Below are 24,912 nucleotides of genomic sequence, written 5' to 3' on the forward strand. Positions count from 1 at the left end.
TACCTTGTCAATCAAGTGCTGCACGACCTTCCTCATAAAAAGGAGCTCTTGGGTGAATCGCCAACTTCGCGCAGTGCGAACCGTCGCGCATTTTGTCTCGTTGCTGTGCTTAGTAGGGTTCGCCTCTGCACAGGCGCTTAGAGCGGATGATCGCGCCATAGAGTCTCGAGTCAACGATCTGCTCTCACGAATGACGCTGGAAGAGAAGATCGACCTTATCAGTGGCGACACTCCGTTTCGCACGCATGCCATACCTCGGCTGGGCATACCTTATTTTCAGATGGCCGACGGACCAGTCGGTGCTCACATTCCGGCTCCCACCATTGCTTACGCCGGTGGCATTGGCCTTGCCGCGTCATGGGATCCCGATCTCGCTGAGAGGCTTGGACGAGAGTTGGGACGCGACGCTCGTTCACGAGGCGCGGTCTTTCTGCTCGGACCAGGCGTAAACATCTACCGTGCGCCCATGAACGGTCGCAACTTCGAGTATTTCGGCGAGGATCCCTTCCTTGCAGCGCGAACCGCAGTCGGCTACATCCGTGGTGTTCAAAGCCAGGGTGTATCGGCAACGGTTAAGCACTACCTCGGAAACAACTCGGAGTATTTGCGATACGAAACTGACTCGGTCATCGATGAGCGCTCGCTCCGCGAGATTTACATGCCGGCCTTCGAGGCCGCTGTGAAACAAGCTCATGTGGGTGCCGTGATGGATGGCTATAACATCACCAACGGCGAACATATGACCCAGAATCGGAGTCTTGACCTCGATGTTCTCAAGCAGCAGTGGCACTTTCCTGGAGTCTTGATGTCCGATTGGACCTCTGTTCACGATACAGCCGCAGCAGCAAATGCTGGCTTGGATCTCGAGATGCCCTTTGGGGAGTATTTCTCTAGAGAAAAACTAGAGCCGCTATTAGCGAACGGAACAGTCTCTCAGGCTACGCTCGATGATAAGGTCCGACGCATCCTTCGCCTCGCCGCCACCTTCGGTTGGCTCGATCATCCAGCGTTGGACCTCAGCATTCCCCGATACAATCTCAAAGGCCGCGAGGTTTCGTTGCAAGCTGCCCTGGAAGGCACTGTTCTGCTGCAGAACACCTCAGCTCTTCTTCCGCTCAACAAGGAGACGGTGAAGACGATCGCTGTAATAGGACCCACCGCAGCGCAGACATTGACCACCGGTGGCGGCAGCGGCGAAGTCGTCAGCTTCGCAAACACAAACCTCATTACCGGCATCAGCAATGCGCTTGGGGACACAAAGAAGACCCTCTACTCTCGGGGGATGTACACCGTGGACCAGCTAGCGCTCCTCACCCATTTCACGACCGCGAGCGTCGGCGGCCAGCCCGGTCTCACAGTCGAACACTACTCACAGACAAACCTTCACGGACAAGTCCAGTCAACCACGGTCGAGCCAGTCGTCTTCGTTCCCGGCGCCACCCATCGCAGACCGGAGCCGCAGGAGATCAACGCTTTCTATAGCCACAAAGGCTCTGATTTTAAAGTTCCCCAGGAATCAGATCGTTGGACAGGATATTTCACGCCGCAGCAAGCTGGGCCCCACGCGGTCTTTGTGCACACCGATGGCCGCTTCCGGCTTTACTTCGATGATCGCCTGGTCTTCGACAACACCACACTTCCCAAGTACATCCTCAACCAGACCACGATGGACTTGACCAGGGCCCCGCATAAAGTAGTCCTCGAAGTCTACTCGCAGCGTCGAGCTTCTTCCATTGGGGTCAGCATGGGCATCGCAGATCTCGCGACCATCGTGGATCCAGACGCAATCAAGATCGCACAGATGGCCGACGCGGTAGTTCTCGCGGTTGGATTCAACAACACCGAAGAGTCAGAGGGGGGCGATCGCACCTTCGAGTTACCCTTCGGTCAACAGCAATTGATCCAGCAGGTCGCCGCAGTGAATAAGAACACCGTTGTCGCGATCACCTCAGGCGGTAGTGTGGATGTAGTTCCCTGGAAAGACAAGGTAAGCGCTATCCTGGCGACCTGGTACTCGGGCGAAGAGGCAGGAAATGCATTCGCAAAACTACTCTTTGGCGACGTCAACCCCTCCGGCCACCTTCCCATTAGTTGGGAGCGACTCATCACCGATAACCCAAGCTTTGCTCACTACTACCCTGATCCCGGCACAAACAAGATCGTCTATCGGGAGGGCATCTTCGTCGGGTATCGAGGCTACGAGCACAATCGCACGACGCCTCTCTATCCTTTCGGTTTTGGCCTCTCCTACACCAGCTTCAACATGTCGAACCTTACGACGCAATCGAGCGCAACCGGCCACATAACAGCAAGCTTCGACGTCAGCAATACCGGCAAAGTACCCGGGGCCACTGTGGCTCAGCTCTACCTCTCGCAGAACAACCCATCGCTTCCGCGCCCTGCAAAAGAGTTGAAGGGATATCTCCGGGTTGAGCTCGCTCCGGGCGAACAGAAACATCTGTCCATCGAACTCGATCCGCGCAGCTTCGCCTACTTCAATCCGTCAACCGGCGAATGGCAGGCCGATGCCGGTTCTTACACTCTTCTGCTCGGCAGCTCCGCAGAGACAATTCTCGCCAAGACCGTAGTGCAACTTGACCACGCACTCCGAATACCCGTTAGCGACTAGACCGTCGCGGTTGCCGCGATGTGCGGCGCGATGTAGGTTGACACATCAGCTGGGACAGCGTGTTTTGATAGTAAGGAGTTGAACGACTAGCACGTCAAGGCAGTTTGGATTTAGTAACGAGATACGTGACACATAAAGTGGGTTAGCCACTTCGAACGCAAGTTTGCAATCCCGGCGTGTAGGACGTCGGCCCACATGGCCTCGTCCCTGAAACGGGATCAGGTAATCGACGTTCGTCCCAGACGCAAATTCCAAATCGCTGCCACAAGCTTGTCGATGTCTTCATGAGTGTTGTACAGAGCCAACGAGGCACGAACCGTGCTCTCCAGCCCGAAGCGGCGCAGAATGGGTTGTGCACAATGGTGGCCTGAGCGGACAGCGATGCCGTTGCGATTGAGGTAATCGCCGGCTTCCTCAGTGCGGAAGCCGTCGAGCACAAACGACAGCACCCCGGCTTTTTCCTTCGCCGTTCCGATGATGTGCAGCCCGGGAATGGAAGTGAGTTCGTTCGTAGCTTTCACGAGCAGTTCATGCTCATGTCTCGAGATGTTGTGCATGCCTACCCTATCCAGATAGTCGATAGCAGCCCCGAGCCCGACAGCGTCGGCGATGTTGCCGGTGCCTGCCTCGAAGCGCTGCGGAGGTTCCTGGTAGAGGGTCTTTTCGAAGGTCACGTCCTGAATCATGTTTCCACCACCCTGCCAGGGCGGCATGTATTCGAGAACTTCGGGTTTGCCGTATACCACGCCGATACCGGTTGGGCTGAAGACTTTGTGGCCGGAGAATACGAAGAAGTCGCAGTTCAACGCCTGCACATCCACACGCATGTGGGAGACCGACTGCGCTCCATCAAGTAGAACCGTTGCGCCATAACGGTGGGCGATTTCAATCATCTTGTCTGCTGGGGTTACAACGCCTAACGCGTTCGAAACCTGCGTGATGGAGACGAGACGGGTCTTTGGTCCAAGCAGCTTTTCGTACTCATCGAGCAGCACCTGTCCACTGTCATCCACGGGCGCAACGCGAAGTTTGGCTCCTTTCTCTGAACAGAGCATCTGCCATGGAACAATGTTCGCGTGATGTTCGAGCCAGGTGATGACGATCTCGTCGTCTTTTTGGACATTGCGCCGTCCCCAGCTTTGGGCGATAAGGTTGATACCTTCTGTCGCTCCGCGCACAAAGATGATCTCGCGTGTCGAAGATGCGTTGACGAAACGGCGAACCTTCTCGCGGGCGGATTCATAGGCATCCGTTGCTCGTGCCGCAAGCTCGTGTGCAGCACGGTGAACATTGGAGTTTTCGTGTTCGTAAAAATACTTCAGCCGATCAATGACGCTCTGCGGTTTCTGAGTTGTGGCGGCATTGTCGAGCCACACTAGAGGTCTTCCGTTCACTCGTTCGCGAAGAATGGGGAAGTCGCGCTTGATGGCTTCTGCGTCGAAAGGGTAAGAGGAAAGACTCAGGTCGCGCGGAACATCCGTCTCTATGCCGAGTGGCTGGTGGTGATGCGCGGGTTCGGCGAAATCGAGATTGCGATTGCCTTCAAGGAATCCCAACGAGCCGTATCCTGCTAACTCGGTGAGATCGGGCGATCTACTGAACTCTTGAGGCAGCTCGAGATTGGGCAGCGAAGCGTTTATAAGCGGATCGGTCTCCAACGCTGCGGGCAGTGGGCCCGGGACGGAGGGAGGGTAGGAGAACAAAGGGCGTAGCTCTTCAAGAAACGAAAATGCAGGCATCGGAGCCGAGTCGCTAAAGCCTCGAGTGCTGGGTAGCCCACTCGCTCGAGGTTGCGATTGCGGGTTCGCTTGTGCGAGCAAATCGTAGTTGAAATCGTTGGGCAGCGCGCCTGCCAAAACGGTTTGTGGCACGAACGCTTGGATAGGATTCACCCTGGGGTTTGGCCCTTCCAGTAGAGCATTCCGATCGCTGACGATGCGGCGGGCATCCTGTAGGAAGGAGAACGATGGGACCTCTGTGGCAAAATCGGAGACCGCGGTTCCAATCACTCCCGGTACGGCCGGAGGTGTCGCTTGCGCCGGTGCCGTCACCGGAGAAAAGGAGGCTGGCCCAACGCTCGCGGGAAGACCGGAGAAGTGCTTGTCCGATGGAAGGGATATCTCTGGGGGAGCGGCTGGTGCGGTCGCTGGAACTGAGCCTGACGGGGGGAGATCCGTTGGCAATGCGTGGGCAGGTAGCGGGCTCGATGGCACATCCAGTGAGTCGGGAAGCGCGGTAAAAAAATCATTCGCCATGCGGGCCAACGCTACAGGGTCCAGCACACCCAGTGGCAACGTTTCAGAGTGGAGAGGAGCTGCCGTTCGCGGGTCCGTATCCGGCTCTATGAAAAGTCGGGCTGGATCACTTGTACTCATGGTAGTTCCCGACTTCGACGTTCTCGAGTGCCGCGATCGCATCGTCCGTCAAAACGGAGGCCGCGCAATAGAGCGAAATCAGATAGGAAGCTAGTCCACGGTTGTCGATTCCCGTAAAGCGCACCGAAAGACCTGGGCTCTGCTCTCCCGTCAGACCAGGCTGGAAGAGACCAATGACACCTTGTTTGCGCTCTCCCACACGGATGAGAAGGATCTTCGACTTCGGCACCTTCCCGGTAACGTGAATCTTGTCAGTCGGAATGAGGGGAAGACCACGCCATGTGAGGAATGGATTGCCGAAGAGCGTTACGGTGGGTGGTGGAACACCGCGCCGCGTGCATTCGCGGCCAAAGGCTGCAATCGTGCGCGGATGGGCGAGGAAAAAGGACGGTTCTTTCCAAACCTTCGTCAACAGCTCATCCAGATCATCCGGCGTAGGAGAGCCCTTCCGGGTCGAGATCTTCTGAGAGTCGGGAACGTTGTTCAGCAGCCCATAGTCTGCGTTGTTCAGGAGTTCGTTCTCCTGCCGCTCCTTTACGCCTTCGATCGTCACTCGCAACTGCTCACGGACCTGATCGTAAGGATTGCTGAAGAGGTCACCAATGCGGGTTTGGACGTTGATCAGAGCATTGATGCTGCTCAGGCGGTACTCGCGCGGCACGGTCTCGTATTCGGCATAGGTCTGAGGTATCTCCGACTCATCCACATGACCGCAAAGCACTTCGATCGGCTTTTCCTCGACGACGCGGTTCCGGCGAAAGATACCAGCCTCCAGAGGTTTCCAATCCAGCAGACGCACAAGCCATCTTGGCGTAACTGCCCCATAAATCGGAGCTGTTTTCGTCACGTTGGCTAACTGGTAGGCACCTTGTTCGCCGAGAGAGGTACGGGTCGTCGTTTCCGCCACAGAGAGGCTCCTTTGTGTAACGCTTACAGATTGCCCAGAAATTCTACCTGAGACGGAGAAGAAAAGCAGACCGACGCGCATCATGATTAGGAAAATCAGGCTTGGCCTGATGCCATGTCAGACGTGCTCAGTACTTTCGGACCTTGTGATCCACTTTGTCCGACCAGGCGTGAATTCCCCCGCGCAGATTTGAAACTTTGCTGAAACCCTGCTGCTGGAGATATTCAACAGCCTTCACCCCGCGCGGTCCCATCTTGCAGACGGCAACGATCTCCTCGCCTGCATTCAACTCGCTCAAACGCTTTGAGAGCTGGGCCAAAGGAATCAGGTGGCCCCCAATATTGGATATCTCGTATTCGTACTCATCGCGCACATCCAGCAGGAACAAATTGTCGCCCTGATCGAGGCGTTGCTTAAGTTCTTCAGCTTGAATCTCCGGAACGCTCACTGTGATTTCTCCTTGTTGACTACCCCAAAAAACAAAACCCACCTGCCAGCGGTCTCCTGGCGGTGGGTCATATTGAAGTGCTTGCGAAACTAAACTTGATTTAGCTCTGCAATCGCCTCATGCCAGAAGACACGCGGATACCGCACATACAGGCGGTACAACATCCGGTCATCTGGGTAGCGAAGGTCATAGAGGAAGTCTAGCATACGTCAAATCTCCAACGTAAGCTGTTGATGCGACGAATGCTCCGGGATCACTTATCCGTGGAGGCAGTCGTAAAAACTTCCCTTAGTGCCGAGGGCAAAATTGGAGACCGAGGGTTGGTTGGTCGCTGGAGTCCGTTCCCCGCGATCGTGAGCTCGGTGTCTGTGACCGGGCACCTGTCGCAAAGAAGTTGGTCAATATCGTTGTCGCCCTACCTCTGATTACTAAGATAGTTAGCAACCAGACTTGCTTGAACTAACTCGTCCGCGAATAATTTTGGCTCCGTAAGATTCAGATATGTGATATCTTTTTGCCAATGCGACGACGTTACCTAACACAACCGCTTGAGATGTCCGGCTCATCCTTATGTGCCGGTACTCGCTGTTGTTGTTGTCGCGCATAACATCCCTGTCCAACTGACCTAATTCGATCGAACTGCATCGCGCCACATATCGCGATCTCGTTGCAATTTTTAGGTGTTACGCGTGTCGCGAAAACACCTAGTTCGTGACGCTATGCGGATCGAATCCTTCTCTCTTTGGTCGCGTTGTTTACGGGCCACTGCCTAAGCGCAACGCCTTCTTGCGAAAGTCCTCAGGTTATTCGCAAGACATACTTCGACACCAACGTGTCATCTCCGAGATTTGCGTGACAGTGAGAACCTATATGATCCCTAATTTCACCAGAGCACTGATTCTGTCGATGCTGTTCACTCTCTTTACGAAGGAAGTCGTTGCACAGACGCTTACGAGCGCCACGATTGTCGGAACTGTATCCGACTCATCCGGAGCCTTCGTTCCTCACGCTAGCGTTCGGATCACACAAACCGATACCCAGGCAGTCCGTACGACAACGACGGACGACTCCGGTGACTATCGCTTCCCATTCCTGAAACCTGGCGACTACACCGTTACGTGCGATAGTGGAGGGTTGACCTCGGCACCGATCCACGTGCAGCTTCTCGTCGGCAAAGAGGAGTCCGTCAACATTACGCTTGGGGTGCAGTCCGTTCAGCAGTCTGTCGATGTAACCACCGCGTCAACACTCCTGCAAACCGAGAACGGGAATCAGGTCACTTCTTACAGTCAGCAATATATCGAAAATACTCCAGTAAATGGCGGCGATATTACAAATATCGCATTTACGACGCCAGGACTGCGTCTCAATGTCGGGGGAGGAAATGCAAACTTCAATGTGAACGGCCTGCCCTTCAACTCTGTGCTTTTCACAATGAATGGAGCTGACATTGTTGAGCCCTACAACCTGAATAACAAATCAGGAGCCAGTAATAACACGCTGGGGGCCAACGATGTCGCTGAAGCTGCGGTTGTAATCAATGCCTATAGCGCACAGTACGGGCGCGAGGCAGGCGCTCAGGTGAACTACATCAGCAAGTCCGGGACTAACCAATTCCATGGCAACCTGGTCGAAAATTACAACGGCGAATTCCTGAATGCCAATGACTACTTCAACAAACTGAACAACACGCCTCGCGCTCGATCGGTAGCAAACCAATACGCTGCTTCGGTCGGCGGCCCCGTTCTCAGAGATAAACTTGCGTTCTTCGTGAACACAGAAGGCTTGCGCTATGCCCTGCCTTCGAGCGGTGTTGTTTCACTGCCGTCACCGGCGTTACAGCAGTACATTCTTAGCCACGTACCCGCATCCTCTTTGCCGATCTATCAGAGTCTCTTCAAACTCTATAACTCGGCCCCAGGTGTCGGACGCGCTGTTCCGGTGACAAATGGGAACCTTCCTTTACAAGACAGCAGCGGTCATCTTGGTTGCGGTAGACAGACGTTCACCGGGACATATGTTAACGGGAACTCCGGCCCTCGATTCGGTGTAGACACTCCCTGCGCAGTCGCCTTCGGCACCACTGCGTCGAGCATCAATACGGAGTACTTCATTTCAGGTCGTCTCGACTACAGCATCAACGACAAACAGAAGATCTACTTCCGCATCAGCCGCGATGCTGGAACACAGGCCAGCTTCACCAGCCCGATCAGTCCTGTCTATAACCGGCAAAGTGTTCAGCCTTGGGTTATTCCGCAATTGAATTACACCTATGCCATAACTCCTAATCTGGTGAACAACTTCGTTCTTAACGGCAACTGGTACTCCGCTATTACGGGGCCAGCCAACTTCAACCTGGCACAGACCGACCTTCCTACTGCATTTGGCTTTGCCGATGGAGGCGCCAACGGAAGCAATACGACCAATGGAGGCCCTACAAGCTCAACCGGGACAAATAGTTCGACTGGGTTCGCAGGAATCGGACCATCCCTTCCGGTTGGGAGACGCGGCCAACAACTTGGCATCATCGACGACCTGTCGTGGAGTGTTAGGCGGCATACGCTGCAAGCTGGTGTAAATGATCGCAACAATCGCATCTCAGATTCGAGTATCGCAAGCGGGTCAGTCGTCGGGACTTATAACTTCAGCGACCTGACCGACTTTACAGTAGGCATTGTCAACAGTACGAGTAAAGGCAGTGCCTATACACAGTCATTTCCCCTGCTTCAAACCGTTCATACTCGACTCAACTCACTCGGCTTTTATGTGCAGGATGAGTGGAAGATACGCAGAGATCTGAATCTTACCTACGGCGTTCGCTTTGAGGTGCAGGGAAATCCTTCGTGCAAAGAAAATTGCTTCTCCCGCGCGAATACGGCATTCCTTACACCGGCTTATCAGGCAGGCCTCTCCGTTCCCTACAATGCAACGCTGCAGACTGGGCTTAACAAAGACTTCAGAGACTTCGAAGGTATCGTAACGGAGCCGAGATTTGCCTTTGCCTATTCACCACTGGGTGATGGAAAGACCGTTATCAGGGGTGGCGTTGGGCTTTTCGCAAATACGATTCAGGGCAGTATTACTGCCAACGTCTTCGGGAATGCTCCCAATAAATTCTCGCCAACCGTAAGCAGCGGCACCGTTGGTCTTACCGATAACCCCGGCAGCTCTCAGGCAGCAGCAGCGGCCTCCAACCAGGTCTTTCAGGAAGGCTTTGCGCAGGGTTCTACGTTGCCACAGCTTCGAGCGGCTGTTCCTGCTGGCACAACTTTTGCGACGCCTACGCTCTATGTCAATCCCAACCTCTTTCGCACAATTAAGGTTCTCGAATGGAGTGCGGAAGTGGAGCAGCCATTGACTAACCACGATGTGGTGAGCTTCTCCTACAGCGGCAATCGTGGATACGACGAACCGCTTAGCAATGCTGCGGCCAACGCATATTCATCCAACGCCTCTCTTTATCCGACTGGATTCGCAGGCTTGCCAACATCTGCTCCCGACCCTCGCTTCTCGACGGTTACGCAGATATCCAACGCTGGATACTCGAACTACGAGGGCATCACCGTCACAGAGCGGCACGCTCTTGCGCATAACCTTCAAGGCCAGATCGGTTACACGTGGAGTCACGCATTGCAGTTCGGTACGATCTTCAACCCCGTGCTTTTTAGCCAGGGAAACGAATCGCAAAGTGCAGGCTCCTACGGTCCAACAAACTTCGATACTCGCCACAATCTAGAAGCGGACTTGCTCTACACCGAGCCGAAACTGCGAGGGAAGCTCCTCAACGCCACCGCAGGCGGATGGACAGTGGGAGGCAAACTCTATCGCTATAGCGGTCGTCCATTTTCCGTTACCAACAGCTTAATTCAATCAAGCCTGGTATCTAGTGGCCAGACGAACAACTTTCCCAGCAGCACATTAGTCCTAGCCGACACGTTAAATCAAAGGGCTATCGGCACGTCGTGCGGTAAATCTGCAGCGAAGTCAGCTTGCCTGACGACGAGTCAATTCGCATCGGCCGTTACAGCCTCCAACCCAGGTGGCCAACGTGACTTTGGCAATACTGCTCCTAACAGTTTTCGGGGACCTGGATTCTTTTCCATTGCAGCACAGCTCACTAAGACAATACCTGTGACGGAGCATACACACTTCGATATTGGTGCCGATGCATACAATCTGCTGAATCACACCAACCTCGCCGTTCCCAATAGCAATGCGGGCGGAAGCGGCTTCGGTCTGATCACTTCTACGGTCAGTTCACCCACCAGTATCTACGGAACCGGTCAAGGCGCGATTGTCTCCGGACGTGTGCTGGTCGTCTTCGGCAAGTTCCAGTTCTAGGCACCCACCTCAATCGGCATTGAAGGAAAATTATGAAGAAACTATCAATTCTTGTTTCCATGTTCCTCGTTCCGGGAATGCTCCTCGCGCAGACGCAGCGGCTTACCCTCGACGATCTACTCTCCGCAGGGTCGGGGCGCAGAAGCACGGGACAACTCTCGCCCGACGGCAGATTCTTCGCACGTGAGGAGCAGGGCCAGATAGCGCTTGTTCCAGTCAATGGTAGGCAGGCAAAGATCATCACGTCTTCACCGAAGCCAACGTCCGAGTTGCAATGGTCCCATGACGGCAAACACATTGCGTATGTCAGTGAAGGCGACGTGTGGATTGTGGCGAATGACGGTAGCCAGCCTCAGCGCCTCACACACGATCCAGCTGGACCCGGCGATCCGCGCGGTGCGACGGATCATCATCCGCTTTGGAACCCTAACGGCCATTGGATCCTCTTCGAATCGGGCAGAAAAGGATTCAATGAACTCTATGTAGTAAGCGAGGACGGTTCCCAGGAAAAGCTCCTCGCCGCTACGGAGATCTACACCGGTTCTGACGTGATCGCGAATACCGCGACAGACCGCGGGGATGCCGTCTCGTCCGATCGCTTCGACCCCGAGCCACTATGGTCGCCTGATGGCACACGAGTCTCTTACACGGAGCGGTCACGCGAGTTCTTCTCCGGCAAGTTGAAAGTTCTCACGTTCGATCAGAAGACCGGTTCCACTATTGGCACTGCGAGCGACCTCTACACTGCAAAGAACGATCCAGGTGGTGCCTGGGCGATCAACAGCGCCGCGTGGTCACCCGACAGCACCACACTAACCGTAGTCTTGCAGTCGACGGGATGGGATAAGTTGTGGCAGATTCCTGCGACGGGCGGTACTCCCAAACAACTAACCAAGGGAACCGGTGAGGACGAGAACCCGTCTTACTCTCCCGACGGACGATGGATCGCATTCAACTCGAATCGTGATCTACCAGAAGAGCGTCATCTATGGGTTGTTCCTGCCGCGGGTGGCAGCCCACATCGGCTCACATCCCTTGCAGGGATCGAAACAAACCCACAGTGGTCGCCCGATAGTGCGTTCATCTATTTCTCCAGAGCCACTTCCTTGCGTGCGGCAACCACCTATGTCGCAAATACAGACGGAAAAGGTAACTCACATCTACTCGAGCCGTCGCAGTCCTCGAAGTACGAGGGGCTCGGCATCACTCCTGAGATAGCGCGCTTCAAAAGTAAGGACGGTCTGGCGCTCGCAGGAATTCTCTACAAGCCCGCCGGGTATAAACCGGGCAAGCGCTACCCCGCCATAATCTGGGCTCATGGCGGTCCAGAGGGACAAGTTGTACTCAGCCTGAATCCCTGGTCACTCTTCCTAGCTCAACAGGGTTATGTCGTGTTGGAACCAAACTTTCGTGGCAGCACAGGCTATGGGGAGAGGTTTCGCAATGCGAATGTTGAAGATTCCGGAGGTGGCGAGATCGACGACATCGCCGCAAGTGTTAAGTACCTGGTTGATACCGGTCTCGCAGATTCAAACCGAGTTGCCATCGGAGGCGGAAGCCACGGAGGAACGGTCGTCGCCAACGCAGTAGCCAAGTTGCCCGATACGTTCGCCGCGGGGATCGAGATGTTTGGTGTAGTCGATCGAGCCCTCTTTCTGCAATACACAAATCGCAACTCAAAAATTCGTTGGGAGACCAAGATGGGTGGCACGCCAGAGGAGAAACCGGCGGTATATCGCAAAGCCAATGTTCTTCCCGATGTGGAGTCCATTAAGACTCCGTTGCTGATTCTGCACGGCGAGAAAGACCCTCAAGTACCGCCGCAAGAGTCTGCAGAGTTCGCTGAAGCCTTGAAGAAAGCGGGCAAGACATACCTATACTTCACTTACCCCAACGAAGGCCACGGATTCCAACAACGCGATCACAGGAAAGACTCGTATGAGAAACAGCTAGCGTTTCTCGATAAGTATCTAAAGGATCCCGCAGCAGGGCGGTAGGAATCCAGCATCCTTTCCGCACCGCCCAGGTTATCTGTCGGCCTATAGCGATGATGTAGGTCGACACATTAGGTGGGACGCCATGCCCTGATAAGAAAAGGGTTGAGCGGCGAGTCCGTCAAGGAAGTTAGAATTTAATGTCGCGATACGTGAGATAAAACTACATTCTGACACATAAACTTGGATAGTCATTTCGAACTTATTTTTGCAATTCCGGCAAATCTCTAACCGCGACGTGATCCCCGACTCAGTTCGATCAGAGTCGAGGGACTACTATGAGGTAGTCTCGACAACACACACCACGTTTCGTGAATAAAAGATTTGATTTCCAATTTCCAAGTTCTTCGCAAATCGGCTCAAAGTCGGGGTTCCAAAGGATGAGGGCTCATCGGTTGCGACGCAATCGGGTTGCTTTAGGTGGAAGGTCTGAAAGCCATCCTGGGATCATTTCTTCTAGATCAGCACCATCCTCAAGCGTTTGGTAAAGCCCCTGAGCTATTTCGTCTTCGGCTTGCTTGTCGTAAGCAGCCGCAAGCGCAGAACCTTCTTCAGCAATCCTATGCTTTTTGTCTTTGTCCCTTGTGAATCAGATGTTCCTGTCATGATGAGCTCGACTCTTCCCGTGTTCGAACTTTTCCGATAATTCCCAAGAATCACCGATTGCCGACGAGCCGATTATCGCTTAATCGCAACCAGGCTGCCAGTCGTGATCATGAGAGAGTTTTCCAGTGAGCCATTTAGAGTTCCCTTGGAAAAGAAAGCTGCTGAAATATCTGACGCAGCAACGGTACTAACCTCGTCGATGAGTGCATTGGCGATTTGACACTCGTCCAAGAGCATTACTAACGAGAAGCGCATTTGTCATAACCAGCACCAGCGTCAGGAATCTCGCTTGCGAAAGCCGGAGCCGCCTGACGCACCCGTCCTTATTCGTTTCCGTGTGCAGCAGCGCCAAGCAGAAGCACTAACTTCCCATGAGCCTTCTTGCTCATGCTTATTTCTGCCGCCTCACGCCAATCTTCCAGGGCAAACGTTCGGGCAATCGGAATCGAAAAACGCCCTTCAGAGGTAAGCTTCGCGTAGTGACCGAGCACGTCATAGCGAAGGCGCTTCTCCTGCGACGAGGTGCGAACGCCAATACCCTCTTCGTCCCAATCAGCAAAACTGAAGACGCGCTTCGGATCGCCATCCACGATCTTGACCAGATCGGGCAGGGTGCCCTTCACAAAGCGAAGTCCGGCGCTCCGCCCGCGAGTTCACGAATGCGCTCGACCATGCCCTCGCCGTAGGGTGTCACCTGCGCACCGAGTGCACGGAGGCGATCGGACATCAGGTGGCGCTATAGAGCAAATGGAGATTTTCAACGAGTTGACTTCGGATCTTGACTGACGGCAAACGCAAGGCCGCTACTCATTGCACTCTGTCAGCCGGGCGAATGCGCTCCTGAATGGAGTCACTTGCCCGGACACGACTACCTACCTTTCACTACTGGCGTTGGGATTACATTGTTCTGACGAAGGCCCTGAAAGAATTCCCGGAACATGTCTTCTGTATCGATGCAGTTGTGGAAGCCTGCCCGACGCGCTTTGACTGTGTTTGTGATGTTGTCGAATTCGCTGTTGAAGATGAAATCTCCGAAAGCCCATGAGGCAACCTGCTCATATGGAATCGCCTGCAGTTTGTACTTGCGCACGATGGCATCCCATAACGGAGCTTTGTCTACCATGTAACTTGCGAGCGGCATTGGAACCGGATCCGCGATCTCCATATCGAACATCTTTGCTATCCTCGGCCACATATGCTGCCAGCGGAAGTAGTCGCCGTTGGTGATATTGAAGATTTCGTTGTGTGCCGACTTGCTGCTACCTGCCCAGACGCTTGCCTCTGCAAGAATGTCTGCGGAGGTGACTTGGTATAGCGCCCTATAAGCTTTCTCCGTCCCGGGAAAGCGGAGCGGCAGGCCAAGCTCTTTTGACAGGACCGCATATACGGCGATCACCATAGCGAGGTTCATCGGGTTTCCGACGGCGAAACCGCAAACCGCCTCTGGACGTAGCACCGTCCAATACCATGCCTTGCCTTGCTGACGGTGTCGAAGAAAATCTTCCTGGTCGTAGTAGAAGTTGGGCGGCATCAGCCGGGGATCGTCTTCACGTGCAGGTGTCTTGAATGGCCCCAGGTCAGCACCGTATGCTTTTCCGCCCTGATAGATGGTGATGTGTCTCAACGTGGGAGACGTCTCCTCAACAACGTCCAACAGATTTCTCAGGATGGCGACGTTGACCTCTGACTTTTCAGTCGCCGTAGGCTTTTCAATGTATGCGCCGAAGACAATATGCGTCACATCTTGAATTTTAGCCAGCTTCCGCCGGACATCCTGCACGTCGAGCAGATCCACCGAGATATGTTCTGCTCCATCTTCAGCATCAACTTTGCGTCGGGAAAGACCATAGACCCTGGCATCAGGGATTGCGCTCCAGTGCCGAACCGCGGCACTTCCGCTGACACCTTGAGCGCCAGCAACCAGCACTACATTTTTTGCGGACATCCTTACTCTTCCTCTCTCTTCATCAAACAGTCGAAGCTGTGGCAATTACGAAGCAAGCTCGGTATCAAACGGATGCAAACGGCTATCATGCAATGACTCCACCCCCATCGACGCGTACTGTGGACCCGGTCGCGAAGGGAGTGGTCATCAGAAAGAGAGCTGCATTCGCGATATCCTGCGGCTGGCCGACCCTACGCACCGGCAGCTTCGATGCTGCGCCTTCAAAAATTGCGTTGCGCTTCTCTTCAGGTAGGTAATTCCAGAGAGGGGTCGCAATCACTCCCGGAGAAATAGCATTCACGCGAACCGGAGCTAGTTCCAGTGCAAGCCCGCGAGCGAGAGATTCCAGCGCCGCATTGATGGCTCCCTGCAGAACCGCTGTAGCCGACGGCCGCTCACTCAGAAATCCTGAGACGAACGTAAGTGACCCGCCTTCCTTCAGACGCGCAGCCCGAGCAACGCGGTAGGATCCCCAGAACTTACTCTCCATGGCAGCCTCGGCATCCCCAAGGCTTAGGCTGCTCACAGGACCTCCCTTGGTCTGCGCCGCCGAGATCACAATGTGATCCCATGGCTCCTCCTGTTGAAAGAACTTCTCAACAAGAGCGTTATCGCCCGTGTCCAATAGAGCTGTGCGAGCAACATCGTCGAGCGTCGCGGCCGCCGCGTCCAGTTTCTCCTGATTGCGGGAGGCGATGGTGACAGTTGCTCCCGCGGCAATGGCACCCACGGCTGTTGCAAGACCAATGCCGGAGCTGCCGCCAATGATAAGAATGCGCTGATTTCTGAGAGATTGCATGATTGTCTGGTCCTTTTCTATGTCAAAACTATGGGCGCGAGCAGCACACGTCCTCGTTCAATGCGCGAGCTTCAACCCAATTTGTCGCCTGCAGGCAGGGACAATACTGCGCTCCCTGCACGGTCTTCCTGTTAGATTCCTTCGCGGATAGTCTGGGCGCTGTTCAGTGCAAACTTCGCAATCTCATCCTTGCGCATAAAAACGACTCCAGGATGACTCTGCGCATACTCAATAAACTCTTCCAGTACCTGTGTGCGCGCCGGTCGCCCTGCAATCCGATCATGGGCGCTCACTGACATCATGCGGCGCCGTTTCGCTGATTCGGTGTAGAGCATATCGAACTCTCTCTTCAGATCGCCGGCATAGTCCTGCGTGCTGAAGTTGCGGCCTTCGAAGTTCACGATGTCGTTCATATGCAGCGTGTACGGCACGACAGCGAAGGGTCTCCCCTTGACGTTGATCAGGAAGGGTTCATCACGACTCACATCGTCAATGTGATAGATAAAGCCGAGCTCCTGCAGAATCTCCAGCGTGTGCGGTGTGCCCCTCAGCCAGAACGCATTGAAGCCAACCGGCCTTGTCCCTGTCGCACGCTCTATGCTCGCGATGCCCTGTTTGTACGATTCACGTTCCTGGTCGGGCGTCATGGAATATTGCGGTGTCCACGTCTGCCCGTGTCCGGCTGCCTCATGTCCACGCTGCACAATCTCTTTTGCCAACGCCGGATGAAGATCGACAGCCGCCCCTACCATATGCGAGGTAACCTTGACCTGGCGGCGATCGAACATATCCATCAACCGCGGAAGCCCTTCCTTATAGCCGTACTCGTACCACTTGGTTACCGGCAGATCAGGATACTTCGGATCAATCTTCGGCATCGGACTTTCAGCGCCGCTCGACGGCTGCGCACCGGCCTCCATCTGCATCGAGACCGAGATCACCATGCGAGCCCCATTGGGCCAGAAAGTGTTGGTTTGATTCATTTCAGCCGCCTCCGTCTGTTCGCTTAGCGCGGATGCGAGGGGTAAACCTGCGGCCAATGCAGACGTGGCACCTGCCTTCATGAAATTGCGACGAGATATCACAGTCGATCTCCTTTGAATGAGTCTTTATTAAGCAGTGCATCTACCGAAAACGTGTTGTGATGACGGAAAGCCAGCAACGCTGCGTAAACAGCCGCATAGATCAATTGCAATCCAGCGCTCTCCCAGTCCTGGTTTAACGTTGCGCCGAAGGTCAGCGTCAGAATGAGAAGGGCCCCTGCAACGAGTGCGATGCGCGTTCTGATTCCAACCAGCACGAGCAACCCAACGATGCTCTCAGCGAAAGGTAAGACGAGTGCAAAGAGGCGTACGAAGCCAGAGGGAAGGGGTGCATGTTGGAACGCTGGAACAAGCGCGCCCGCAAAGTGAGACGGACCAGCCAGGATTCGGCTCAATCCGTGTATGAAGATGTTGGTTCCGATCGTGACCCGCAACAGGAAGTAGGCAAGTGCGGCATCTTTCTCGCGGTTTGTCGTATTAGCTGTCATATTTTTTCTCTCGCTGTAGTAGATTATCGATAATCGAGAAAGTTGCAAAAAAGAGTATCATTTCTCTATGGGAGGTTCACTTTGGCTGCTGGAATTCAACGCGATTCGATGGCGGAGCGCATAAAAGAGATTTTGCTAAAGAGGATACTTTCTGGCGAATTGGCGCCGGGAACACGTTTGATCGAATTGCAGGTCGCAAGGGAACTCAACACTAGCCAGGCTCCAGTTCGTGAGGCGCTGCGCCAGCTTGAGGCCATGGAACTCATCGTCACCGAGACATACAAGGGATCGCACGTCCGCGAAGTAAGCGAACAGGACATCCGCGAGGCCTATATGGTCCGTGCCGCCTTAGAGGAATTGGGCGGACAACTGGCAGCCAAGTTTCTGCAAGGAAAGGTGGACCGTCTCAAGAAGGAAGCAGAGGCAATTCGAAAAGCAGCCGCTCAAAACAATACTCCTCAATACGCGAAACATGACCACAACTTTCATCGCATGATCGTCGAAGCAGCACAGAATCGGATCCTGCTAAGAAGCTGGGACTCTATCGCCTTTGAGGCTCGTATTCAGATTCGGATAACCAAAGGCAAGCTAAATCTCAGCCGAGTTCAGGAGGACCACTGGAACATTATCAGTGCGCTCGACGAGGGCAACGCAGGCATAGCCGGACGCTTGTTGCGAAAACATATCTTTGATCTCCCTGATCCGGGTTGTGCGGAAGGCCAAGCTTTGGGGTAGAGCGCCTTGGCGCTGTCGAGAGAAGTTGCCATCGAGAATGCGAACATCCCGTTGACAGTGCCGTCAATCCCATTTAACAAATGTGACCATTAAAGCCTTCAGGCTATTAGGGCCATGAGGCGACTTTTATGCCATGTGTCGGCGCCCGCGAAGCTGGTGATTGCCGTATCACCGCCCGATTTGCCGAAGCCACCAAGTACAAGAAGGCGACCGGCATCATCGGTGAGCATCGAGCCCAGACTCGTAAGCTGCTCTCCGAAAGTTACCTTCGGAGGAAAAGAGGCGTGGGGGTGGTCGTGCGGCACGGTACTGGCGTGCGCCTGTCAAATTACGTGGACCAGGATCGATGATCAGTTTCTTTCGTTTTTCCGGGCCACTCTCGGATTCGTTGCGGCGTTTGATGCCCTGATTATCGTAACTATTGTCCTGACCATATAAGAGGTTGCCCTGCAGTTCGGCAAAGTTATACCAGCAGGCCTTCTTGTTTGCCAGATGGGCGCTCCAGGAGATCTGCTGTACAGTGGGATCAGCCAGCGTTACCTCGACCGCCGGCGCTCCATCCTCGAACCGATAGATGCGGAAGAGAGCGGCCTGCCGCCTGATTCTGCCCTGAGCGTCCTTGAACTTCCGCACGGGAACCGGCAGTCCATCGACAACGTGCAGGATTCCATCGAGATTGCACTCTGTGGGAAGCCCGTTGATCGATTCCGGGGCGACGTAGAAGGAGTCGGGACTATTCCCGACGCGAGCGACTCCTATGGAAGGGCCTATCGAGTAGTGAGTTGCCATCGTGCGTGTCCTTTCCCTGCGTTGAACCTATGCTCGGCGAATTTCAGGCGCAGTCGGGAGAGGAAATGAGGCAGCGATCTCACAGATCTTGGAAGGAATACTCAGCCCTCTCATTGAAATCTCGGCTTGGAAGGAAGGTTAGTGCCTTCGTACTTTGGAGTTAATTGCCAGACGTAGCCGGAGAGCAAAATAACGCTACCACAGGACTTCGGAAAGTAATTCATCGAGCCAGAAAAGAATGACTTTTAACTTGGTGTTAATTGAGCTGACTTACCGTTTCCGTCTTCTGACTTAGCCCAAGTTACGCGCCAACTAACAGCACGAGCTCCGCGCGGATGTCTAATCCTGCTGTGCCATAATGGATTCGCGCTCCGCATTCGAGGATCTTTGGAATGGATGGTCAAGCAACAGAGTGGTGCGTGCCTTCTGGACTCGTTTTGCCGCTGTGGTCTCTTGTCTCAAGGTACGAAAGATCGTCACGCGGCCGTTCACGGCTGCGAAGTCTGAGATTCGGTGTTGTAAGCTCGGGAATCGCTGATGGCAGATCGAAGTCATAAACGGAACAGCGCTAGAGAAGGTCCGAAAGGTCGACGCTCAATTTGGGCACACCGGGTGTCACAAGAGCGTGACTGGAAAACTTGTGACGGGTCACTCTGAAGTCGGTAGTCGTGAACGCCACCGCGTTGACTGAATGGACCCCCAGGCGAATCGAGGTCGAGGCTAAGCGTGACATCCCGCTTCTCGGAAGCTTTTCGCAAATCATCCATGTACTTCGCATACTACTGTTTGAAGTCTAGATGGATGGGTGCCGTTGTCAGAGGAGCGCCACCTTCGGCGGGCAGCTCGACCGAGACGTGGTACTCGACATCGTCCTCCTCGTCTGACAGCTGACTCAACGAGGCTGACACCTTTGCCCCCTCCGGTACGTCGATCTCAAGGACACGAGAGGCGTGATGAAAAAGAACGATGTTCTTCGCGCTGTAGCCCGCTTGGACGGACTTGTAAATAATGCCGTCAAGTGGAAGGGCTTTTTGGCCCGCCAAGTAGTCGCATACTGCTTGCGTCGGAATGTAGTCGAAGGCCTCATCGCTCGGCATAACGGGCGGAACCTTCAAAGAGTACTTCTCAATCCGGAACCTTCAAGGTCAGAGCCACGCTCGCAATGACCCTCATCGCGAAGAGGGTATCGCCCAATGCTCTGGTGTGATGTCCGCGATCGATGGAATGCCCACGCGGCTCGCGAACAGTGCCAGTGTCGTTCGGGGACTCCTTTCCCGGTCACCGGCGATGGCAAGAAGCTACCGATCCAAAGCGTCCACTGCGGGCCGGTGGGCGACCGGGTCTCGACATGGATTGCTGTTCGCATGCTGCTCGATCAGTAGGTTTATCTCACTTTATGAGTCGCAGAATCCCACTTTAAGTGTCAATAATCCCAGGTTATGTGTCAACCTACAATGAGATCAGCGCTAGATATCCAGGTTCTTCACATCCAGCGCATTCTCTTCGATGAACTTCCGGCGGCTCTCCACATCCTCGCCCATCAAAGTCGTAAAAATCTCTTCACAGGCCGCAATGTCTTCGAGCTTCACCTGCAGTAGCGTGCGCCGTTCTGGATCCATCGTCGTCTCCCATAGCTGCGGAGCCGTCATCTCGCCCAGACCCTTGTACCGCTGAACCTGATATTCCTTCTTGCCCTGTTCGATTACGTACTCGAACACGTCGCGCGCCGTCTTCTTCTCCACTGGATCCTGCGACGCCTTGCTCGTTCTCTTGCTCGGCTTTACCTCCGAGACAGTCCCTGGCGCCGCAGCGCTCTCAGCCACGCCCTCTTCAGAAGCAATCTCCTCAGCCTCTTCTGCAGCAGCCTCGGCCTTGGTCTTCGCCGCATACTCAATAAAGAATGGCGCCACCAGTTGCTCCTTGATCTGAGCATGCTTGGCCAGCATCTGCCGGCTCTCCGGGGCAGAAGCCAGCGCCCAGTCGATCGTTCTCACCGCACCCTGCGCATCGGTATAGCTGACCGAGTAGCTCCTGTGCTCCTCATCCATCACGACATCGCCGACATTCTTGAACTGATAGGCCTTCTGCAGGCCCACCAGCCGTTCGCGCATGGCCTCGACCTTCGCGGGCGTCTCAAAGTCCACGCGTCGCACAGAGTCCTTACCCTCATGAGCGAATAGCTCCGCAAACGCTTGCGTAACGTCATCATTCCGCAAGCGCTTCTGCACCTTATCGAAGAAGCCGAGATAGTCGTTCAGCTGTCCCATGTACTTGGTCAGCACCGCACCTTCAAGCCGGCCACCGTCCTTGCCATAGCGAATGACCATGCCATCGGAGGCGCGCTTCACCATCACGCTTACATACTCGCGATCGTCTTTGATGTACTGCTCGAACTTGCCCTTCTTGATCCGATACAACGGCGGCTGGGCAATATACACATGGCCGCGCTTGATCAACTCCGTCATGTGCCGGAAGAAGAACGTCAGCAGCAGCGTGCGGATGTGCGATCCGTCGACGTCAGCATCGGTCATCAGAATCAACTTGCCATATCGCAGCTTGCTCGCGTCGAAGTCGTCTTTGCCGATGCCGCAACCCAGAGCTGTAATCATCGCGCGAATTTCTTCATGGCCCAGCATCTTGTCGTAGCGAGCCTTCTCGACGTTCAGAATCTTTCCCTTCAAGGGCAAAATCGCCTGGAACTTCCGGTCACGCCCCTGCTTAGCGGTCCCACCTGCGCTCTCTCCCTCTACAAGATAGAGCTCACAACGATCCGGTTGCCGCTCCGAACAATCCGCCAGCTTACCCGGCAATCCGCCGCCATCGAGAGCGCCTTTACGTCGAGTCAGGTCGCGAGCCTTGCGCGCAGCCTCACGCGCCCGCGCCGCATCGATTGCCTTATTGATGATCTTCTTCGCGACCTGCGGATTCTGCTCCAGGAACGCCCCCAACCGCTCATTCACGAATGCCTGTACAGTCCCTGCGATGTCCGAATTCAGTTTGCCCTTCGTCTGTCCTTCAAACTGCGGCTGGCTCAGCTTCACGCTGATCACGACCACCAGACCCTCGCGCACATCGTCCCCGCTCAGGTTCTCCTTCACGTCCTTGAATAGACCAAGCGACTGCCCCGCCGCATTAATCGTCCTGGTCAGCGCCGTCTTGAACCCCGAAAGATGCGTTCCACCATCCACGGTGTTGATGTTGTTTGCAAACGTAAACACCGTCTCGGAGTATGCGTCGTTATACTGCAGCGCAATCTCCATGGCCACGTTATCCCGCTCGGCCTCCATGTAGATCGGCTTGTCATGCAACACAGCCTTGCCTTTATTCAGATGCTTGATGAACTCCGCAATGCCACCGATGTACTTGAACTCCTGGTGCTTGTACTCTCCGGTCTTCGAATCCGTCGTGCGTTGGTCCGTCAGATGGATCTCCAGCCCCTTATTCAAAAAGGCGAGCTCCCGCAACCGTTGCGCCAGCGTATCGTAGTTGAACTCCGTCACCGTAAAGATCGACTTGTCCGGCAGAAAGTGGACCTTCGTACCCTTACGCGTCGAGGCGCCCATCTTTCGCAGCTTGCTGATCGGAGCACCCTTCGAGTAGTCCTGCTCCCATGCGTGACCGTCGCGCCAGATCTCTACATCAAATTCCTCGCTCAGCGCATTGACGCAGCTCACGCCCACGCCATGCAGACCACCCGAAACCTTATAGTTCGAGGCGTCGAACTTACCGCCCGCATGCAGCATCGTCAGCACCACTTGCACCGCGGGCATCTTCTCGCCGTTGATCACCTTGTCGTCGACCGGAATTCCACGGCCATCGTCGACCACCGTAATCGAATTATCGACGTGGATCGTCACATCGATCTTCGTCGCGTGACCACCCAGCGCCTCGTCGACCGAGTTATCGACCACCTCATACACCAGGTGATGCAGCCCCTGCTCGCCGGTCGAGCCGATATACATCGCCGGTCTCAGCCGGACCGCAGCCAGGCCCTCCAGAACAGTAATGTTCTCAGCCGAATAACCGCCACCTTCTTTTCCTTTTCCGGTAGCGTCCTTCATTTTGCCAGCTTCAAGCTCTAAAAGAGCAGTTTCGGTGGGGATTGCAGTCGATGCCATGTATCTCCGTTCAGCGGTTGCTGAAGTTGCAGGATTTTCAGCCTGTCCCGTGTCCGCGCAATCCGCGAAAACCCGCGCCGATACAGCGCTTTATACACGTTCCAGCCTGGTTCTCAGTGTCTTAAGTATACCACGCGGAAGGGGGCCGGAACCCCTCCGGCGTACCCACTCAGAGCCCTCCCCAAAGCACGTCTTGGCCCATCGGTAACCGCCCGCGCTGCTCCGAAAGTTGTACTCCCCTAACCCACATGGCTTGCTATGCTTCGGCTCGTAACTCCCCCGAGGTGAACCAATGAAATTGAACCGTTTGATCGCTGTCTCGATCGTTGGATTCTCAATGCTTTCAGCCTCAACCTCTGCCTTTGCCTGTGATCACGACCACGATAGTGGTGGTAGCTCGTGGTCCTGGTTCGGTTGGTGCCACCACGACCACGGCCACGATGGCGGTGGCGATAAGGGTGGCAGCGGCGGCAACTGCCCTGGTCATGGCGGTAGCGGTGGTGGCTCCACCAGTGGTGGTGGCTCGACTAGTGGCGGCGGCTCCACCAGTGGCGGAGGTCCCAAGGGAGGCTAATCAGCAAGTAGCCGCTTCCGAGTCTGACTGCTTCGAGCAGATGACATAACGCTCGCCAGAAGCCAACCATCCTTAAAAATGACCCTCTCCGGAGGGTCATTTTCTTGCTCTGCGTCTGCCTTGCCAGGCAACTCAGCCTTGCGGGCCACTCGAAAGAGAAGGGAACTACGATAATCAGTGAAATGATCTTCCATACTGCCTCAGAAGCCGACATCGAGGAACTCGTCACCTTCGTCAACAACGCCTACCGGGGTCAGGCCGCCGAGGCCGGTTGGGCCAGCGAAGCCAAAGTAATATCCGGTCAAAGGATCGATTCAGGAATGCTCGCCTCCATGCTCACAAAGGACAACCTCACAATCCTCTCAATGAGGGACCGTGAGCATGGCCCCCTTGCAGGATGCGTCTCCTTCGAGCTCGCCCCCGGGTCCTCCGTGGCATATCTATCCATGCTTTCCATCGATCCCCAGCGCCAGGCCGAAGGCCTTGGCAGAACACTCCTGTCGAAGGCTGAAGGTGACCTGAAGGGCCAGGGCGCCGCTCGCGTCAGAATAACCGTAATCTGGATTCGCAACACCCTGATCGAATGGTACGAACGTCGGGGCTACCGACTCACCGGCGAACGCGAACCCTTCCCTTACGGAGACCAGCGCTTCGGCGTACCCTTGCGCGACGACCTGCACTTCGTCGTCATGGAGAAACCGCTCCCATAGACCCACTCTCACCTCAAACCACCCCGTCAAGCCTAGTGTTAACAGCACTTTGCCAGAATCCCATATTCGCGAAGCTTTTCCTGAACCGCCTGCGCCCGGAAATAGATACGACCCAAGACGCGATCCTCGTATATACTCAATAAGTTGTCCAGAACACAGATTTCGTCAGGAACACCATGCCAAAGTTGAAGACACACAGCGGCGCAGCCAAGCGCTTTCATAAGACCGGCACCGGCAAGTTCAAGCGCGGCCAGTCCAAGATGCGCCACATCCTCACCTCCAAGGCCACCAAGACCAAGCGCAAGCTCGGCGGGTCGGCGCTTATCTCCGAGGCGGATCAGCACAAGGTTGCCCGGATGCTTCCTTACGCCTGAGTCAAGAAAGACCATAAACGGTCTTTCGCTCAGAAAT

The 24,912-nt window shown here is 54.9% G+C and carries 19 protein-coding genes; 7 read left to right on the forward strand and 12 right to left on the reverse strand.

Translation table 11 applies throughout. The features are described from left to right. Positions 1-52: 52 nt before the first annotated feature. Complete coding sequence (locus RBB76_RS12275) at positions 53-2,629, forward strand: glycoside hydrolase family 3 protein (protein ID WP_429631755.1); 2,577 nt, start codon at positions 53-55, stop codon at positions 2,627-2,629. Positions 2,630-2,847: 218 nt separating this feature from the next. Here RBB76_RS12275 and RBB76_RS12280 read toward each other — a convergent pair whose 3' ends face one another. The 3 genes from RBB76_RS12280 to RBB76_RS12290 all read right to left on the reverse strand — a co-directional run bounded on the left by RBB76_RS12280 (position 2,848) and on the right by RBB76_RS12290 (position 6,359). Further along, complete coding sequence (locus tag RBB76_RS12280; RefSeq protein ID WP_429631753.1) at positions 2,848-5,004, reverse strand: family 2A encapsulin nanocompartment cargo protein cysteine desulfurase; 2,157 nt, start codon at positions 5,002-5,004, stop codon at positions 2,848-2,850. Next, positions 4,991-5,911 carry a family 2A encapsulin nanocompartment shell protein gene (locus RBB76_RS12285; protein WP_429631751.1) on the reverse strand — a complete coding sequence of 307 codons (921 nt, stop codon included), beginning with the start codon at positions 5,909-5,911 and terminating at the stop codon, positions 4,991-4,993. The genes RBB76_RS12280 and RBB76_RS12285 overlap by 14 nt, the downstream gene beginning before the upstream one ends. Before the next feature lie 127 nt (positions 5,912-6,038). Next, positions 6,039-6,359: a rhodanese-like domain-containing protein gene (locus tag RBB76_RS12290; protein WP_429631749.1), complete on the reverse strand. Its 321-nt coding sequence runs from the start codon at positions 6,357-6,359 to the stop codon at positions 6,039-6,041. 852 nt (positions 6,360-7,211) lie between these two features. On the opposite strand from RBB76_RS12290, the gene RBB76_RS12295 reads away from it, so the two are divergent. Further along, a complete protein-coding gene (locus tag RBB76_RS12295; RefSeq protein WP_433963552.1) occupies positions 7,212-10,700 on the forward strand; it encodes a carboxypeptidase regulatory-like domain-containing protein in 3,489 nt (1,162 codons plus the stop codon). A 32-nt stretch (positions 10,701-10,732) separates the two neighbouring features. Then, complete coding sequence (locus tag RBB76_RS12300) at positions 10,733-12,697, forward strand: prolyl oligopeptidase family serine peptidase (RefSeq protein WP_429631746.1); 1,965 nt, start codon at positions 10,733-10,735, stop codon at positions 12,695-12,697. Positions 12,698-13,623: 926 nt separating this feature from the next. On the opposite strand, the gene RBB76_RS12305 is transcribed toward RBB76_RS12300, so the two are convergent. The 5 genes from RBB76_RS12305 to RBB76_RS12325 all read right to left on the reverse strand — a co-directional run bounded on the left by RBB76_RS12305 (position 13,624) and on the right by RBB76_RS12325 (position 17,575). Next, positions 13,624-13,923, reverse strand: a complete 300-nt coding sequence (locus tag RBB76_RS12305; RefSeq protein WP_429631744.1) for a zinc-binding dehydrogenase — start codon at positions 13,921-13,923, stop codon at positions 13,624-13,626. Between the two features lie 245 nt (positions 13,924-14,168). Then, on the reverse strand, positions 14,169-15,245 hold the full coding sequence (locus RBB76_RS12310; protein WP_429631742.1) for an SDR family oxidoreductase: 1,077 nt from the start codon (positions 15,243-15,245) through the stop codon (positions 14,169-14,171). Positions 15,246-15,330: 85 nt separating this feature from the next. Further along, on the reverse strand, positions 15,331-16,044 hold the full coding sequence (locus RBB76_RS12315) for an SDR family oxidoreductase (protein WP_429631740.1): 714 nt from the start codon (positions 16,042-16,044) through the stop codon (positions 15,331-15,333). A gap of 131 nt (positions 16,045-16,175) precedes the next feature. Beyond that, complete coding sequence (locus RBB76_RS12320) at positions 16,176-17,129, reverse strand: polysaccharide deacetylase family protein (RefSeq protein ID WP_429631738.1); 954 nt, start codon at positions 17,127-17,129, stop codon at positions 16,176-16,178. After that, entirely contained in the window at positions 17,126-17,575 is a 450-nt protein-coding gene (locus RBB76_RS12325) for a DoxX family protein (RefSeq protein ID WP_429631736.1), read from the reverse strand. Before RBB76_RS12325 ends, RBB76_RS12320 begins: the two co-directional genes overlap by 4 nt. A gap of 81 nt (positions 17,576-17,656) precedes the next feature. Here RBB76_RS12325 and RBB76_RS12330 point away from each other — a divergent pair, with 81 nt between their 5' ends. Next, positions 17,657-18,310 (forward strand): GntR family transcriptional regulator, encoded by a 654-nt coding sequence (locus RBB76_RS12330; RefSeq protein WP_429631734.1) that lies wholly within the window; start codon positions 17,657-17,659, stop codon positions 18,308-18,310. 98 nt (positions 18,311-18,408) lie between these two features. Here RBB76_RS12330 and RBB76_RS12335 read toward each other — a convergent pair whose 3' ends face one another. The 4 genes from RBB76_RS12335 to gyrB form a co-directional block, all read right to left on the reverse strand. After that, the gene (locus RBB76_RS12335; RefSeq protein WP_429631732.1) at positions 18,409-18,540 is read right to left on the reverse strand and encodes a LodA/GoxA family CTQ-dependent oxidase; all 132 of its coding nucleotides are present in this window, start codon (positions 18,538-18,540) and stop codon (positions 18,409-18,411) included. After that, entirely contained in the window at positions 18,527-19,099 is a 573-nt protein-coding gene (locus RBB76_RS12340) for a LodA/GoxA family CTQ-dependent oxidase (protein WP_429631731.1), read from the reverse strand. Before RBB76_RS12340 ends, RBB76_RS12335 begins: the two co-directional genes overlap by 14 nt. 779 nt (positions 19,100-19,878) lie before the next feature. Then, positions 19,879-20,214, reverse strand: coding sequence for an RES family NAD+ phosphorylase (locus RBB76_RS12345; RefSeq protein ID WP_429631729.1), 336 nt, complete (start codon positions 20,212-20,214; stop codon positions 19,879-19,881). Between the two features lie 351 nt (positions 20,215-20,565). Then, positions 20,566-23,217, reverse strand: coding sequence for a DNA topoisomerase (ATP-hydrolyzing) subunit B (gyrB, locus tag RBB76_RS12350; protein WP_429631727.1), 2,652 nt, complete (start codon positions 23,215-23,217; stop codon positions 20,566-20,568). 292 nt (positions 23,218-23,509) lie between these two features. Here gyrB and RBB76_RS12355 point away from each other — a divergent pair, with 292 nt between their 5' ends. The 3 genes from RBB76_RS12355 (at position 23,510) to rpmI (ending at position 24,875) form a co-directional block, all read left to right on the forward strand. Beyond that, positions 23,510-23,791 carry a hypothetical protein gene (locus RBB76_RS12355; protein WP_429631725.1) on the forward strand — a complete coding sequence of 94 codons (282 nt, stop codon included), beginning with the start codon at positions 23,510-23,512 and terminating at the stop codon, positions 23,789-23,791. 182 nt (positions 23,792-23,973) lie between these two features. After that, the gene (locus RBB76_RS12360) at positions 23,974-24,501 is read left to right on the forward strand and encodes a GNAT family N-acetyltransferase (protein WP_429631723.1); all 528 of its coding nucleotides are present in this window, start codon (positions 23,974-23,976) and stop codon (positions 24,499-24,501) included. Positions 24,502-24,677: 176 nt separating this feature from the next. Beyond that, positions 24,678-24,875 carry a 50S ribosomal protein L35 gene (rpmI, locus tag RBB76_RS12365; protein ID WP_260735028.1) on the forward strand — a complete coding sequence of 66 codons (198 nt, stop codon included), beginning with the start codon at positions 24,678-24,680 and terminating at the stop codon, positions 24,873-24,875. Positions 24,876-24,912: the final 37 nt, after the last annotated feature.

This window comes from Tunturiibacter psychrotolerans (assembly GCF_051013365.1).
Taxonomy (GTDB): Bacteria; Acidobacteriota; Terriglobia; order Terriglobales; family Acidobacteriaceae; genus Edaphobacter; species Edaphobacter psychrotolerans_A.